General features: G+C 68.9%; 13 protein-coding genes, 1 tRNA gene and 1 pseudogene. 7 read left to right on the forward strand and 8 right to left on the reverse strand.

Annotated elements, in window-relative coordinates:
- On the reverse strand, positions 1-1,069 hold a 1,069-nt coding region (locus QCN29_RS19095), incomplete at its 3' end, for an Hsp70 family protein (protein ID WP_279929517.1).
- Positions 1,070-1,342: 273 nt separating this feature from the next.
- On the opposite strand from QCN29_RS19095, the gene QCN29_RS19100 reads away from it, so the two are divergent.
- The 3 genes from QCN29_RS19100 to QCN29_RS19110 all read left to right on the forward strand — a co-directional run bounded on the left by QCN29_RS19100 (position 1,343) and on the right by QCN29_RS19110 (position 5,557).
- Positions 1,343-2,122 (forward strand): sugar transferase, encoded by a 780-nt coding sequence (locus QCN29_RS19100; protein ID WP_318036720.1) that lies wholly within the window; start codon positions 1,343-1,345, stop codon positions 2,120-2,122.
- 86 nt (positions 2,123-2,208) lie between these two features.
- The gene (locus tag QCN29_RS19105; protein ID WP_279929518.1) at positions 2,209-4,470 is read left to right on the forward strand and encodes a (Fe-S)-binding protein; all 2,262 of its coding nucleotides are present in this window, start codon (positions 2,209-2,211) and stop codon (positions 4,468-4,470) included.
- A 196-nt stretch (positions 4,471-4,666) separates the two neighbouring features.
- Positions 4,667-5,557 carry a Yip1 family protein gene (locus QCN29_RS19110; protein ID WP_279929519.1) on the forward strand — a complete coding sequence of 297 codons (891 nt, stop codon included), beginning with the start codon at positions 4,667-4,669 and terminating at the stop codon, positions 5,555-5,557.
- Positions 5,558-5,635: 78 nt separating this feature from the next.
- Here the strand turns inward: QCN29_RS19110 and QCN29_RS19115 are convergent, their stop codons facing one another.
- Positions 5,636-6,133 (reverse strand): phosphoribosyltransferase, encoded by a 498-nt coding sequence (locus QCN29_RS19115; protein WP_240134448.1) that lies wholly within the window; start codon positions 6,131-6,133, stop codon positions 5,636-5,638.
- Between the two features lie 4 nt (positions 6,134-6,137).
- On the reverse strand, positions 6,138-6,713 hold the full coding sequence (gene dcd, locus QCN29_RS19120; RefSeq protein ID WP_240134449.1) for a dCTP deaminase: 576 nt from the start codon (positions 6,711-6,713) through the stop codon (positions 6,138-6,140).
- A gap of 506 nt (positions 6,714-7,219) precedes the next feature.
- Here dcd and QCN29_RS19125 point away from each other — a divergent pair.
- Positions 7,220-7,293 (forward strand) — tRNA-Gly (locus tag QCN29_RS19125).
- 747 nt (positions 7,294-8,040) lie between these two features.
- On the opposite strand, the pseudogene QCN29_RS19130 reads toward QCN29_RS19125, so the two are convergent.
- The 5 genes and pseudogenes from QCN29_RS19130 to QCN29_RS19150 all read right to left on the reverse strand — a co-directional run.
- Positions 8,041-8,184 (reverse strand): annotated as a pseudogene (locus QCN29_RS19130) (excisionase); the annotation flags it as partial.
- Positions 8,185-8,484 carry a helix-turn-helix domain-containing protein gene (locus tag QCN29_RS37135; RefSeq protein ID WP_398859471.1) on the reverse strand — a complete coding sequence of 100 codons (300 nt, stop codon included), beginning with the start codon at positions 8,482-8,484 and terminating at the stop codon, positions 8,185-8,187.
- Between the two features lie 389 nt (positions 8,485-8,873).
- The gene (locus QCN29_RS19140; RefSeq protein WP_240134450.1) at positions 8,874-9,818 is read right to left on the reverse strand and encodes an FAD-dependent oxidoreductase; all 945 of its coding nucleotides are present in this window, start codon (positions 9,816-9,818) and stop codon (positions 8,874-8,876) included.
- A gap of 4 nt (positions 9,819-9,822) precedes the next feature.
- Positions 9,823-10,392, reverse strand: coding sequence for an isochorismatase family cysteine hydrolase (locus QCN29_RS19145; RefSeq protein ID WP_279929522.1), 570 nt, complete (start codon positions 10,390-10,392; stop codon positions 9,823-9,825).
- A gap of 24 nt (positions 10,393-10,416) precedes the next feature.
- A complete protein-coding gene (locus QCN29_RS19150) occupies positions 10,417-11,508 on the reverse strand; it encodes a helix-turn-helix domain-containing protein (RefSeq protein WP_450169686.1) in 1,092 nt (363 codons plus the stop codon).
- 281 nt (positions 11,509-11,789) lie between these two features.
- Between QCN29_RS19150 and QCN29_RS19155 the strand changes: the two genes are divergently transcribed.
- From QCN29_RS19155 to QCN29_RS19165, 3 genes are read left to right on the forward strand one after another with little or no spacing between them, the layout of a single operon-like run.
- A complete protein-coding gene (locus QCN29_RS19155) occupies positions 11,790-12,257 on the forward strand; it encodes an NUDIX hydrolase (RefSeq protein WP_279929524.1) in 468 nt (155 codons plus the stop codon).
- A gap of 6 nt (positions 12,258-12,263) precedes the next feature.
- Entirely contained in the window at positions 12,264-12,917 is a 654-nt protein-coding gene (locus tag QCN29_RS19160; protein WP_240134454.1) for a hypothetical protein, read from the forward strand.
- Positions 12,914-14,713 (forward strand): DUF4254 domain-containing protein, encoded by a 1,800-nt coding sequence (locus QCN29_RS19165; protein WP_279929525.1) that lies wholly within the window; start codon positions 12,914-12,916, stop codon positions 14,711-14,713. Before QCN29_RS19160 ends, QCN29_RS19165 begins: the two co-directional genes overlap by 4 nt.
- The last annotated feature ends 9 nt before the right edge of the window (positions 14,714-14,722 follow it).

A 14,722-nucleotide genomic window follows, 5' to 3' on the forward strand; every position in this document is an offset into this window, starting at 1 on the left:
CCTCGCCCTTCAGCACACCGGCCTGGAGCGAGGCGCCGATCGCGACGACCTCGTCCGGGTTCACACCCTTGTTGGCCTCCTTGCCGCCGGTCAGCTCCTTCACCAGCTCCGCCACCGCCGGCATACGCGTCGAACCGCCGACGAGGACGACGTGGTCGATCTCGCTCAGCGCGATGCCCGCGTCCTTGATGACGTTGTGGAACGGCACCTTGCAGCGCTCGAGCAGGTCGGAGGTGAGCTGCTGGAACTGGGCGCGGGTGAGCTTCTCGTCCAGGTGCAGCGGGCCCTCGGCGGACGCCGTGATGTAGGGCAGGTTGATCGAGGTCTCGGTGGACGAGGACAGCTCGATCTTGGCCTTCTCCGCGGCCTCACGGAGGCGCTGGAGGGCCATCTTGTCCTTGGACAGGTCCACGCCGTGGCCGGAGTGGAACTGCTTGACCAGGTAGTCGACGACGCGCTGGTCCCAGTCGTCGCCGCCGAGGTGGTTGTCGCCGTTGGTGGCCTTGACCTCCACGACGCCGTCGCCGATCTCCAGCAGCGAGACGTCGAAGGTGCCGCCGCCGAGGTCGAAGACCAGAATCGTCTGGTCGTCCTTCTCCAGCCCGTAGGCGAGCGCGGCCGCGGTCGGCTCGTTGACGATGCGCAGGACGTTCAGGCCCGCGATCTCGCCGGCCTCCTTGGTGGCCTGACGCTCGGCGTCGTTGAAGTACGCCGGGACGGTGATGACCGCGTCCGTGACCTTCTCGCCCAGGTAGGACTCGGCGTCCCGCTTGAGCTTCTGCAGGATGAAGGCGCTCATCTGCTGCGGGTTGAAGTTCTTGCCGTCGAGCTCGATCTTCCAGTCGGTGCCCATATGGCGCTTGACCGACCGGATGGTCCTGTCGACGTTGGTGACCGCCTGGCGCTTGGCGACCTCGCCTACCAGCACCTCGCCGTTCTTGGCGAAGGCGACGACGGACGGCGTGGTCCTGGCACCCTCGGCGTTGGTGATGACGGTGGGCTCGCCGCCCTCCAGAACGCTGACGACGGAGTTCGTCGTGCCCAGGTCGATGCCGACCGCACGTGCCATTTTCGTTTCCTCCAGCTGCTTCCTTGAGTGGAACTGGCTCAAGGATGCCCGACGGGCTGAACCACGTCAACAGAGCTGAGCCTGCTCGACTCAACTTTTATCCAGCCCTTAAGTGCAGCCCTGGAGGTCGAGGGCGTGGCGTGCCGCCGCTGCGGACGCCATTCATGCCAGAGTCATGCCTGAAAACCAACTAAACCCGACAAATGGGATCAGAACCAGGGGGTGGGCGTCAGACGGCCCGGACCGAGCAGCCCGGAGCGAGGAGCGCACACCATGCGAGGAAGGCAAGCGAGACAGACGAGGCGGCGGAGCCGGCAGAGCCGGCGGGGCCCGGAGGGCCTGGGACGACAGAGGCTGGGACCCGGTGCCGAGAGGACACTGCAGGCCGCCCGCACCGCCGAAGCCGCCACCCGGGCCGTCGAGGCGAAACGGGTCGTCGATCTGACCGGCGCACTGCTGCTGCTCCTGCTCCTCTCCCCCGTCCTGCTGGCCGCCGCTGCGGCGGTCGCGCTCACCTCCCCCGGCCCGGTCCTCGTACGGCGGCAGCGGGCGGGGCTGCGGGGCCGCCCCTTCACGATGCTCGGCTTCCGCACGGCGCGGACGGAACCACCCGGCCCGCTCGGCCGCCCCACTCCCGCCGGCCGACTGCTGCGGCGCCACTGCCTCGACACCCTCCCCCGGCTGGTCAACGTGGTGCGCGGGGAGATGTCCCTGGTCGGCCCGGCGCCGCTGCCGCCCGCCCGGCCGGCCCATCCGGCGCGCCTGTGGGTGCGCCCGGGAATGACGGGCCCCTGGCAGATCAGCGGGCGCTCGGAGCTGCCGTGGGAGGAGATGTCCGTACTCGACCTCCACTACGCCGAGCAGCACTGGCTGGGCATGGACCTGGCCATCCTGGCCCGCACGGCCCGGGTCGCGGCTGCCGGCCGGCCCGAGGCCCGGACCGGTGCGCGACCCCGGTCGCGAGCTGCGGCGCACACTGCGGCCGAGGAGTCCGGGAAGGGTTGCCTGAGCGACGCAGATCACCGACTGCGCGACTACAGTGCGACTGCATAAGTGGGTACTCTCGGCACGGACTGAATAAGTTACCGCTTAGTAGTGCTGGATCGATCCCCACCCTCGCAGGCCCGAGGAGCCCCCAAATGCAACTCGCCGCGATCATTGTGTCGCTGGTCCTGACCGTGGTCGGCGTTGCGCTCATCGCCCGAGCCGTCGCGCAGATCTACCGCTTCGTCAGGCTCGGCCAGGCCGTGCCGGCGGGCAGCCGCACCGACGCCCCCAAGGCGCGCACGATCACCCTGGTCAAGGAGTTCCTCGGCCACACCCGGATGAACCGGTGGGGGATCGTGGGCTTCGCCCACTGGTTCGTCGCGATCGGCTTCCTCACCCTGCCGCCGACGCTGGCGCAGGCGTACGGCCAGCTCTTCCAGGCCGACTGGACTCTGCCGGTGCTCGGCGGATTCCTGCCGTTCGAGATGTACATCGAGTTCATCGGTCTGATGACGGTCGTGGGCATCGCCGTGCTGATGGCCATCCGGCTGCTGAATCTGCCCTCCCGGGCCGGCCGCAAGTCGCGCTTCGCGGGCTCCAAGGCCTGGCAGGCGTACTTCGTCGAGTACGTCATCCTCACCATCGGCCTGGCGATCCTCACGCTGCGCGGCCTCGAGGGCGCGATCCACCACGTCGAGGGCTACGAGGCCGCGTACTTCGTCTCGTACCCCCTGGTCCTCGCCTTCGACGGGCTCAGCGTGCCCGCCCTCCAGACGCTGATCTACTTCACAGCGATGATCAAGATCGGCGTCTCGCTGATCTGGATGATCACGGTCTCGCTCAACACCAACATGGGCGTGGCCTGGCACCGCTTCCTCGCCTTCCCCAACATCTGGTTCAAGCGCAACGCGACCGGTGGGAGCGCGCTGGGCGCCCTGCAGCCGATGACCTCCGGCGGCAAGGAGATCGACTTCGAGGACCCGGGCGAGGACGACGTCTTCGGCGTCAGCCAGGTCGAGCAGTTCTCCTGGAAGGGCATCCTCGACTTCGCCACCTGCACCGAGTGCGGACGCTGCCAGTCGCAGTGCCCCGCCTGGAACACCGGCAAGCCGCTCTCCCCGAAGCTGCTGATCATGTCGCTGCGCGACCATGCGCACGCCAAGGCCCCTTATCTGCTGGCCGGCGGCGGCAAGACGATGGAGGGCGAGGAGAAGGCCTCCGAAGAGCAGCTCGCGGACGTCCCCGCCGCCGCGCTGGCGGAGGCCGAGCGCCCGCTGATCGGCACGGTCGAGGAGAACGGCGTCATCGACCCGGATGTGCTGTGGTCCTGCACCACCTGCGGCGCCTGCGTGGAGCAGTGCCCGGTCGACATCGAGCACATCGACCACATCGTCGACATGCGCCGCTACCAGGTGATGATCGAGTCCGCCTTCCCGAGCGAGGCGGGCACGATGCTCAAGAACCTGGAGAAGAAGGGCAACCCCTGGGGCCTGGCCAAGAAGCAGCGCGTCGAGTGGACCAAGGAGGTCGACTTCGAGGTCCCGATCGTCGGCAAGGACGTCGAGGACCTCACCGAGGTCGACTACCTGTACTGGGTCGGCTGCGCCGGCGCCCTGGAGGACCGGGCCAAGAAGACCACCAAGGCCTTCGCCGAGCTGCTGCACATCGCGGGCGTCAAGTTCGCGATCATGGGCGGGGATGAGAAGTGCACCGGCGACTCGCCGCGCCGCCTGGGCAACGAGCCGCTGTTCCAGCAGCTCGGCCAGGAGAACGTCGCCATGCTGAACATGGCATTCGGTGAGGACGAGGACGACGAATCCACTCGTAAGCCCAAGGCGTCGAAGAAGATCGTCGCCACCTGCCCGCACTGCTTCAACACGATCGCGAACGAGTACCCGCAGCTGGGCGGCGAGTTCGAGGTCATCCACCACACGCAGCTGCTCCAGCATCTGATCGACGAGGGCAAGCTGATCCCGGTGACCCCGGTCGAGGGCCTGATCACCTATCACGACCCCTGCTACCTGGGCCGCCACAACAAGGTCTACACGCCGCCGCGCGAGATCATGGACAAGGTGCCCGGCCTGCGCCAGCAGGAGATGCACCGCCACAAGGAGCGCGGCTTCTGCTGTGGCGCCGGCGGCGCGCGGATGTGGATGGAGGAGCGGATCGGCAAGCGCATCAACACCGAGCGGGTGGACGAGGCGCTGTCGCTGAACCCGGACATCGTCTCCACGGCCTGCCCGTTCTGTCTGGTGATGCTCACGGACTCCGTGAACGGCAAGAAGAACGAGGGCCAGGCGAAGGAGTCCCTCCAGGTCGTGGATGTCGCGCAGCTGCTGCTCGACTCGGTGCAGACGCCGGTCCCGCCGGAGGCGGAGACGCCGAACTCCCAGGAGCCGGAGCCGGTGAAGTAGGACCGTCGCACAGAGCCGGAGAGGGGCTGGACGCCCGCGGGCGTCCAGCCCCTCTCCGTACCCGGACGCCCGCCCGCCCCACCCCCATCTCCACCCCGATTCCCGCCCCTTAGGGGATGTCACAGGTCCGCAGCAAAGGCTGCGGGAGGCACTCCCCGCGACTGCGGGGCGAGCGGGACCGGGTACGTTCGAAGGCGTGGCAGGATTCAGGATCGGACGCGGCCGGGACAACCGCACCCCGCAACGACAACCGCAGCAGGCGCCGCAGACGCCGTACGGAGGCGCCCCGGCGGCGCCCCCGTATGCGCAGCAGCAGGCCCCGCAGTGGCCCCAGACGGGCGGCAGCGGCCCGTACGGCGAACCCGAGTACTTCGGGGACGGCGGCGATCCGCACCAGCAGCCGTATCCGCCCCAGGGCCCACAGCCCCCGCGGGGCTCGGACCAGTACGCCAACACCCCGGGCCACACCCAGATGTTCGCCGTCGGCGAGGCCCCCTACGGCGACGGCGCGGCCTACCGCGCGGGGGACGCCCCCCAGCCCGCCGGCCCGCGGCTGCACTGGAAGCAGCTGCTGAGCGGCATCGTGCTGCGCCCCGGCCCGACGTTCTGGCAGATGCGGGACTACGCGGTGTGGGGCCCGGCGCTGATCGTCACCTTCCTGTACGGGCTGCTGGCCCTCTTCGGCTTTGACCAGGCCCGCGACGAGGCGATCAACGCCACGATCTCCACCGCGATCCCGTATGTGCTGAGCACGGCGGTGGCGTTCGTCATCGGCGGCCTGATCCTCGGCGCGGTGACGCACACCCTGGCGCGCCAGCTCGGCGGCGACGGCGCCTGGCAGCCGACGGTCGGCCTCTCCATGCTGATCATGTCCATCACGGACGCCCCGCGGCTGCTCTTCGCGCTCTTCCTCGGCGGTGAGAACTCCCTGGTCCAGGTGGTCGGCTGGGTGACCTGGCTGGCGGCGGGGGCGCTGTTCACCTCGATGGTGAGCAAGTCGCACGACCTGCCGTGGCCGAAGGCGCTGGGAGCGTCGGCGATCCAGCTGATCGGCATTCTGTCGATCATCAAGCTGGGCACCATCTGACACGAGGAGAGCAAGAGAAAGGGGGCGCTCGCCGGACCGATCACCGGCGAACGCTCCCTTCTGCCGTGCTTCCTCGGCTCAGGCGTCGAGGACCTGCCCCTCGCGGCGGATGACGGGCGGTTCCACGGACCAGGGGAAGTTGATCCACTCATCGGTTCGCTTCCAGACGTACTCGCAGTCCACGAGGGAGTGCGACTTCTGGTAGACCACGGCGCTGCGGACCTCGGCGACGGTGCCGAGGCAGAAGTCGTGGACCAGCTTGAGGGTCTTCCCGGTGTCCGCGACGTCGTCGGCGATCAGCACCTTCTTGTCGGAGAAGTCGATCGCGTTGGGCATCGGCGCGAGCATGACCGGCATTTCAAGGGTCGTGCCCACGCCGGTGTAGAACTCCACATTGACGAGGTGGATGTTCTTGCAGTCCAGCGCGTAGGCGAGCCCGCCCGCGACGAAGACTCCACCGCGCGCGATCGACAGCACGATGTCGGGCTCGTATCCGTCGTCGGCGATGGTCTGCGCAAGCTCGCGGATCGCGCGCCCGAACCCCTCGTACGTCAGGTTCTCCCGTACCTCAGCCATGTGCTCACACCTGCGTTCGATGGAAATTCTGGAAGGAGCGCGAGGCGGTCGGCCCCCGCTGCCCCTGATAACGCGATCCGTACCGTTCGCTGCCGTACGGCGCCTCTGCCGGAGAGCTGAGCCGGAACATGCACAGCTGCCCGATCTTCATGCCCGGCCACAGCTTGATGGGCAGGGTGGCGAGATTGGAGAGCTCGAGGGTGACGTGCCCCGAGAAGCCGGGGTCGATGAAGCCGGCGGTCGAATGGGTCACCAGCCCCAGCCGACCGAGGGAGCTCTTTCCCTCCAGCCGGCTGGCGATGTCCTCCGGCAGTGAGATGACCTCATAGGTCGAGGCGAGCACGAACTCGCCGGGATGCAGGATGAACGCCTCGTCGCCGTCCGGCTCGACCAGCCGCGTCAGATCCGCCTGCTCGACCGCGGGGTCGATATGCGGGTAGCGGTGGTTCTCGAACACCCGGAAATAGCGGTCCAGCCGCACATCGATGCTCGAGGGCTGCACCATGGATTCGTCGTACGGATCGATGCGCACCCGCCCGGCGTCGATCTCGGCCCGGATGTCCTTGTCTGAGAGAAGCACCCCCCGAGGATACGCAGTGCGCGCGGACCCGCCGCAATCAGACTCCGCGCCGCCCCCGCACGCACCGCCCTCGGCTTCTCCTCCCGGCCTGTGCTTCCTCGGGCCTACCGCTTCACCGACTCCACGGGCACGGCATGCCGCAGCCGTGCACAACGCGGACACCGGATGAGCCGCCCGGGCCCGATCCTCCCGGCGCCGAGCTGCTGCATCGGGAACGAAGCGGTAGCGAAGACATGCCCCTCGGCACAGCGGACGACGGTGCGCTCCATCAAGTCCATCGAGTCCCTTCCCCAGCCAATGCGGACGAAAGCCACATTAGGGGATGAGTGAGACGCCGCTCCACGCGGCACTCCGCACGCCAACGCTACGCCCCAACTCCCGCCGCCTGCACCCGCATCCACCCCCTCACCGCCCGCACACAACGCAAAGACCCCGCGGCGTATAACACCGGGGGCCAGGGATGAGGTACAGTGAGCGACGATGCGGATCGATGATCGGTTCGCCACGCGGGTGTAGTTTAATGGTAGAACATGAGCTTCCCAAGCTCAGAGCGCGAGTTCGATTCTCGTCACCCGCTCCACGCAGCAGGCCCTGGTCGACGACCAGGGCCTTGTTTCTTGTCTAGACCTGCCGTGGGCCTTCGTGCCCTCCGCGCGCCCTATCTGGCGCGCCGCGTCCACCTCGTCCGGGCCGCCGACGGCTCGCGGCGCGGGACCGCGAGCATCCACGACGCTCTCCGTGCGGAAGTGCTGCATCGCGAATCACAGCGATCGGCCAAAGTTGGCGATGGGGCCCTGGGAACCTGGTTACCGGAATGACCATCTGACCGATCCCGCCAGAGCTACGGAGGAGCACGCATGGCCGAGCGCACCATCCGGCTCGACCCTGACCCACGGGACCCTACCGTCCGGAAGATCCACGTCCGGGCCCATCGTTGGTACGGCACAGTCGAACTCGACCGTGATCGATATGTCGATGCCGCGTTGTCGCGAGGACACGACCGCGCATCTGGGTCAGCTGATCCGGCAACAGGCTTCCACACCGCCAGCCAGGGGGCACCAGTTCTCAGCGAGGCCCTCCGCGCCCCTGCCTCCTCGGAGACGGCCGCGCCTTGGCGGCATCCGACTTCACCGTCGACAAGAGGAAGCATCGGGAGGGGCGGGTAGCGGTCGGACACCGGTAGCCGCCCCTCTCGTCAAGCTTCTCGGGCCAGTCGCTGCTGAGCGGAAGCTGCCTTGTGGCGCCCAGTACCGGGCCTGCCACCGTCCGGAGGGAAGCTGACGTACGGTGCCGAACTCGCGCCGCCGCTGGTGCTTGCGTCCTGCCATCAGGCGGCGCTCCCGTAACGGGCGGCCTTGGCCTCGCGGAGCGTCGGTACGGTGCGCTCCTCTATGTACGCGTCGAGGACGCTCGCTGCGATGCGGACATGCTTGCCGAGCTTCACGTACCGAATGCGGCGCTCAGCGATGACTCAGCGGCGCCGCATACGCGAAGGAAGGGGCTTGAGCGACGCGAGTGGATGAGTACTGGCAGAAGCTACTGGTGGGCGAGTTGCCGGAGCAGGTGGCTGATGATGAAACATGGCATCGATCGCGTCGAGATCTTCTTCCGAGAACGTGACGCTGCGCCCCTTCTTCGAATGGGGCAGCCGCTTGATGTTGTTCTGGAGCCAGCGCTGCTTGACACGGAGGATCGCAGCAGCCTCCGGGTAGGTGTACCGATGCGCTGGTTGCCTGCTTACGGGCTCGTCAGCTTTAGCGGGCGGTTCCATCTGCCAGCCTCCTGATGCGTCGGGCCTGCGCGGACAGCAGTGCGAGCTTCGCGAAGTGCGCCTTCCGCAGGGAGGCAGCCACGGCTTCGATCTGGCTCTCGGTCGCACCAGGGTGAAGCTCTCGTGCCTGGACCAGAAATCGAGATTCGCGGGCTGCTCGGGCCGGCGCCGTCCGAGCAGATCGATCGACAGTATTTGCCCAGCTCACATGGGCAGCGACACGGCTCCGGAGCGTCCGTTCGGTAGGGTCCACCACAGCCTCCCAGGGCAGACAGCAACATCGCTCCGCATACCACCACCCATTCACCTTCACGTGCCTGGAAAGCCAGGCAATCCCCTCATCCGAGTGAATAGAAGATGGTCGGCGTGCCCGGCCTCAAACAGGAAATTCAGCCCTCCTGTCTCTCCGGTGTGTGGAGATCCCGTGCGGCGTAGTAGGCGTGGAGGGCGGCTTCGCTGCCGGAGCCGAGGGCGGTCATGACGCGCTGGTAGCGGGCGGAACGCAGGTCGCCGGCGATGACGACGCGGGGGTGCTGGGCGGCGGGTGGGCAGTAGCCGGTCGTGTCGCGGGCGAGGTCGCCGGGCGGGGTGGTGGGGGCGTTGCCGATGCTGAGGAAGGCGGCGTCCGCCATGACACTGTGCCGTTCGCCGCTTCTGTCGACGGCTTCTGCCATCGTCGTCGGCCCTTGCGGCGGGTGCAGGGTCACGTGCTCGACCGCGAGGAGCGTGACGCGTGGGTCCTCTCGGATCTCGTCGATCTTGTAGTCGTCGCCCGGTGGGTACGCCACGAGCAGGCCGGTCTCCGTCGTCGGGTGGGCACGCAGGAACGTGCCGATGGGCCGGTCACCGCCCAGCACGAGGAGGGTGCGGCCTTCGGCGTCGGCCGCTTCGGCCTTCCACAGCGGCGGCAAGGTGAGGTCGGGCGGGGCGGTGATCCAGGGGACGTCGCGGGGCTGGAGCGGACCGACGCCGGTGGCGACGATCGCGTACGGCGCGGACAGGCGGGTGCCAGTGTCCAGGGTGACCGTGACCTGGTCGTGCTCGGCGCGGAGGGCCGTGGCGCTGCGGCCCAGTTCCAGGCGGCACAGGTCCGTGGCCTTCAGCTCTGCGGTGATGGCGTCGGCCAGTTCCGGGCCGCTGGTGTAGCCGCCCAGCACGTTGTTCAGCGCCGGGATCCGGTAGAGGTTGCGGCACAGCGCGTCCGGCTCGACCAGGACCGAGCGCATGCCCACGCTCGCCGCCATCCGCGCCGCGGCGCAGCCGGCCGGGCCTCCGCCGATGACGATCAGGTCGGTGTCGTACGCGCCGGACGATCCCGTGGATGTGGAGGCCATGGGGCTATTCCAGCACCGTCATCCCGTCGCGCGCCGAGAGTTCCTGGATCACATGCCCCATCGTCACGAGCTGCCCTTCACCAATCAGGCGGCGGGCGACGACCAAACCGGCGTCATGAACGTCCGGCCCGGCGTCGCTCGCACACGCGTCGGTGACGATCCAGGGCGCGAATCCCTGCTCGAAGGCATCGGCAGCGGACTTCAGCACGCAGCTCTCGGTCGCCACGCCGCAGAACACCAAGTCCGTCCAACCAGCTTCACGGGCCAGCGCGTTCGCCTGCGTGGTGAGGAAGGTGTACCCGGTCTTGTCGATGACCGCGCGGGCGCGAGAAACGGCGTCGGCGAGCTCCGGGACGATCTCCGTCTCGGGAGGCTCCTGGAGGCGGCGCCAGTGGAAGAACCTCTCGTAGGGGCTGTCCGGGTAGTTGAAGTAGCGGGTGAACACCACTGGGCGGCCGACGGCGGTCCAGGTCGCAACCAGGTCGGCGACTGCGGGCACGGCGTGGTGGCTGTGGTGGTTGATGAAGCCGTTCTGCATGTCGACCACGACCAGCGCCGCCTTGCCGATGTCCATGCCTTGTCTCTCCTGCCCGTGTTGTCAGCCGACGCCTTCGCGTAGGGCGTCCTGCGCGGCGCGGAGCCGTTCGGCCAGGCCGCTGGTCTTCATGATGGCTTCTCGCATGAGCACGTGTTGCGCGGTCTCCTGGGCCCGGGCCGTCGTCAGCCGGGAGTACGCGGCGCGCAGGAAGCGCCAGCCGTAGCGTTCGGGCATGGAGGGGTCCTGGCCGTCCTCGATCATCTGCTGGACCTGGCGGGTGAAGCACCACAGGGCCTGGACCGTCAGTTCGCAGGCGACCAGCTCGTCGACCGTGAGGCTGCGTTCGCGCGCGATCGAGGCGTACGCGACGCCGGACCATCCCGCGTAGCCGGTGGAGACTCCGCGTACGCCGAAGGACACGATGTCCGGGTGGTCGAAGCCCGTGGCGAGCAGCAACGCCTCCACCGAGCCGTCCAGCGGCGCGGCACCGCCAGGTGCACCTCGGTCGACCAGCACGGACGGTGTGGACAGCAGGCGCAGGGCGGTGTCGTACTCGCTTCCGGTCCATGGGCTGGAGGTGAGCCAGTAGAGGGAGAGGACGTATTCGGGGTTCGGCGCGCGGGCGGGATCCTCGTCGAGTAACTCCCTGATCCGCTCCCTCGCCCAGGGCAGGTCGGAGGCGTAGGAGCGGTAGCGCCACACGGCGAGTTCGGTGAGGCAGGCGGGTTCGTGGGGCTGGACGATGTGGAAGACGGCGACTCCACACGCGAACACGTGGAGGGTGCAGTTCGGCGTCTCCGGGTGTGCCACGCGGGCGGCCGAGGACTCCAGCCACTCCTCCGCGGAGCCCGTGGTGACCTTGCTGCTGGTGGTCATGTGGGCGCGTAGTCGACGGGCACGCTCGACGCCGATGAAGACGGGCAGGAACTTGTGCGAGTCGACGCCTATCCCGGCGGCGACCGGCAGGGCTTCACCGTGTACGCCAAGGGCTTCAGCGAAGCGTGCCTTGACTTCGTCCGATGCCCGCGCGAGGGCGGTGTCGAGTACGGCCTGGGACTCCGTGCTGGGGTGACAAGTCGCTCCGCCCGACTCCCAGTTCGACACCGCCCGATCGCTCATGCCGAGGTGTGCGGCGAAGCGGCGGAGACTCATCCGCATGGCTTCGCGGAGCAGCCGGGACTCGCGGCCGGACCATCGCTGCACCGTGACCACTGCCGTACCCCCTGTCCGCTGTCCGTAGAGCACGGAAGCACACAGCGTAACGAGGCATGTTCGGCAGCGGTACGGCATGGGTGCAGCCACTTGTGCGTCACACCCGGCCCGCGATGTGCACCATGCTGGGTCCGCCAGCCGGGAAGCGGCCCTTACCAGAAGCCCGGCTGGTGGCGAATGGGCCGCTCTCACGGGCACCACGACGAGAGGGAGCAATCCGCATGACCGACATCGTCAAGCGCAATGCCCGCGCGATCCTCCTCGACGGCGACGAGCTGGTCCTGATCAAGCGCACCAAGCCGGGCCGGGAGCCCTACTGGGTGACCGTCGGCGGCGGGGTCGAGGACGACGACGCGACCATCGAGGCGGCGCTGCACCGGGAGGTGTTCGAGGAGCTCGGCGGCAAGCTGGCCCGGGCCGAACTCGTCCACCTGATCACCGACGAGCTGGAGGGCGGCATCGGTGTCCAGCACATCTTCGCCGCGCGCCTGGAGTCCATGGACCTGAGCGTCCGTACGGGCACGGAGTTCGCCAAGCCGGAGCGAGGCGGGTACGAGGTGGTCCGGGTGGCCTTCACCGCCGAGGCCGTTTGCGAGCTGAACCTGATGCCGCCGGAGCTGGCCGAGTTCATCACCGCCAACACCGATGCCATCGCCTCGGTCCTCGGCAGCCCGATCCGCGAGGCGTGACCGGCGATGCGGGTCCCGGACTTCGTCAGCCTCAACGGACCTGACAACGCCGGCAAGACAACCCACCTGCGACTGCTCGCCGCAGCAAGCGGCCTCCAGCTTCTCGGGTCGGTCCACGAGCACGATCCTGAGCCGTGGGCACGAGTAGCAGCCGGCGACTACGCCCGGTGGTGGTTCGAGACGTCCACAACGGTGGAGCTGACCGAGATGCTGCTGGCCGGACACACCAAGCGGGGCGCCACTCGTGAGCCGGACCGCACGGGGCTGCTCGACCGGGGTCTGCCCATGCTCCTCGCGGTGGCCGCCGCGACCTGCGCGGTCAAGGACGGGCTCACCGTACGAGAGGCCGTGGCCACCGTGGCCGGTATCGCCGGTTCACGGTCGGGACCGCCCGAGACGTCGGTTCTCCTGTTGCCGTCCCTCGACGCCGAGCGCAGCTACGCGATCACCAGCGCCCGCGAGGGCCGCCCCTGGACCGGGGTCTACCCCGTCTACCAGAAGACCCTGCACGCGGTCCTGCTCCACCAGGCCGACCACGGCACGTACACCGCGGTCGTGGACTGCGAGAACCGATCCGTGGACGAGGTCCACGCCGACGTACGGCACCACATCGCTGCCTACCTTCCGGCCCCACCACTCAAGGACGGGAGCCCACGATGACCCAGACCTTCCCACCTCTGGTCCTGCCTCCCGGGCTGGCCGGTGCCACAGCCACGCTCCAGGACAAGGACCGCCGACGCCTGGACGACACCATCACCCGGCTCCACACCGTCAACGGACGCCTGTGGGACACCGAGGACCGAGTCCGTGGCGCGTTACTGACCGCCGCCCAGGTCGCCGACTGCAAGCGCGAGATCGACCAGCTCAACGCCGAACGCAACGCGCTCACCGAACGCGCCGACGAGATCCTCGGAACGTTCGCGGACGCGGGCCGCGCCGATGCCCCGCTGCACACGGAGACCCTCGCCTCCGTCGTGGACCGACTGTCGGTGCTCACCTTGCGGATCTGGCACAGCGAACGCGCCTCGACACGGGACGAGCTGGCCCGGCGCCGCGTCCCCGCACTGCACCGGCAGCGCGAGGAGCTGTGCGCCGCCCTGGACACCCTCGTCGCCGATGCCCTCGCCGGTAGGCGGCGCCTGCCCGTACCGGCCCGTTTCAAGCTCTACGGCTGTGACGACGCCGTGCTCGCGGAGATCGAGCCGAGCCGTCATCTGCGCCGGGTCGTCGCCTTCGGCGGACTGAGCGAGTGCGGCAAGAGCACCAGCGCCGAGTTCGTACGGCGTACGTGCGGTGCCCAGCGGCTCAAGATCGGCTTCCTGCTACGGCAGGCGGCGCACCGGGAGGGGCTCGCAGACCCGTATGCGCTGTCGGCCCGGCGGCAGGCTGAGCTGCTGCTCGGTGAACTGAACCGCTTCGCGGACGCCCACGTCGACACGGGGCTGTTCACCATCGAGTCCGTCCATGACGACGCCTCGATCGCCGAACTCAAGCAGCTGATGGGCGACACGCTCCAGATCGTCTACCTGGACGCCTCCTTCGCCGTACGGGTCGAGCGGTCCGGGATGCCCGCCCAGGCGGTAGCCGCCAAGGACGAGATCAAGATGAGCCGCGGTGCGCACCAGGTCGCCGCCCTCGCCGACCACGTGATCGACAACTCCGGCAGCATCGCCGCCCTCCGCGCCCGGCTCCGGCGCATCGCCGCCCCGCCCGCCCTTGCGAGGCTGCGCGTCACCACCCCCTACGGGCTGGGCCTGCCCGCCGAGGTCGCCTCCGCGACAGCCGACTTCACCGACGCGGTACGGGCGTACGGGCCCGGCGTACGACTCGCAGCCCTGACCGGCAGCCCGGGCGAGGGCACCTGGATTCCGGGGTGGTCCGACCTCGACCTGCTCGTGATCGCCGAACACGAGGCCCACGGCCGACTCCACGAGGCCCTGGAGCGGTATCGCACCACCCTCGACGGAGCCGCCTCCCTCGGCCCGACCCTCGTCACCCCGGGTGAGGTCACTGCCCGGCGCCTCACTCCGCGTCTCGCCTTCGCCCTGCACCAGCTCCAGCAGGGCCGGCCCGTCCTGTACGCCGCACCTGGCACCGAACTGCCCACCATCACGCGCGACGACCTGAACCTGGCCGCCGTCCGAGAGCTGCCCCAAGTCATCCTCACCACGCGCCGCCTGCGCGCCGACACCGGCCCGCGCACGCTGCGCCAGTTGTACAAGCACCTCGTCCTGGCCTGCCGCCTCCTTCTCCGCGAGCACAACCGGTGGGAGACCGGCCCCGACCAGATCCTCGCCGCAGCTTCCCGGATGCCGGGGCTGCCTGCCTTCTCCCTGCCGTCCTTGGCCGAGATCGCCGCCGCCTGGCGCGACGGCGCCAGCGAGCAGGTGCTCAAGCAGGTCACGGCGGCCATCGACCAGCTTCTGGCCTGGTACGCCGCCGAGCTCGCGGCCTGACCACTGGAC

This window comes from Streptomyces chengmaiensis, from assembly GCF_029846775.1.
Taxonomy (GTDB): domain Bacteria; phylum Actinomycetota; class Actinomycetes; order Streptomycetales; family Streptomycetaceae; genus Streptomyces; species Streptomyces chengmaiensis.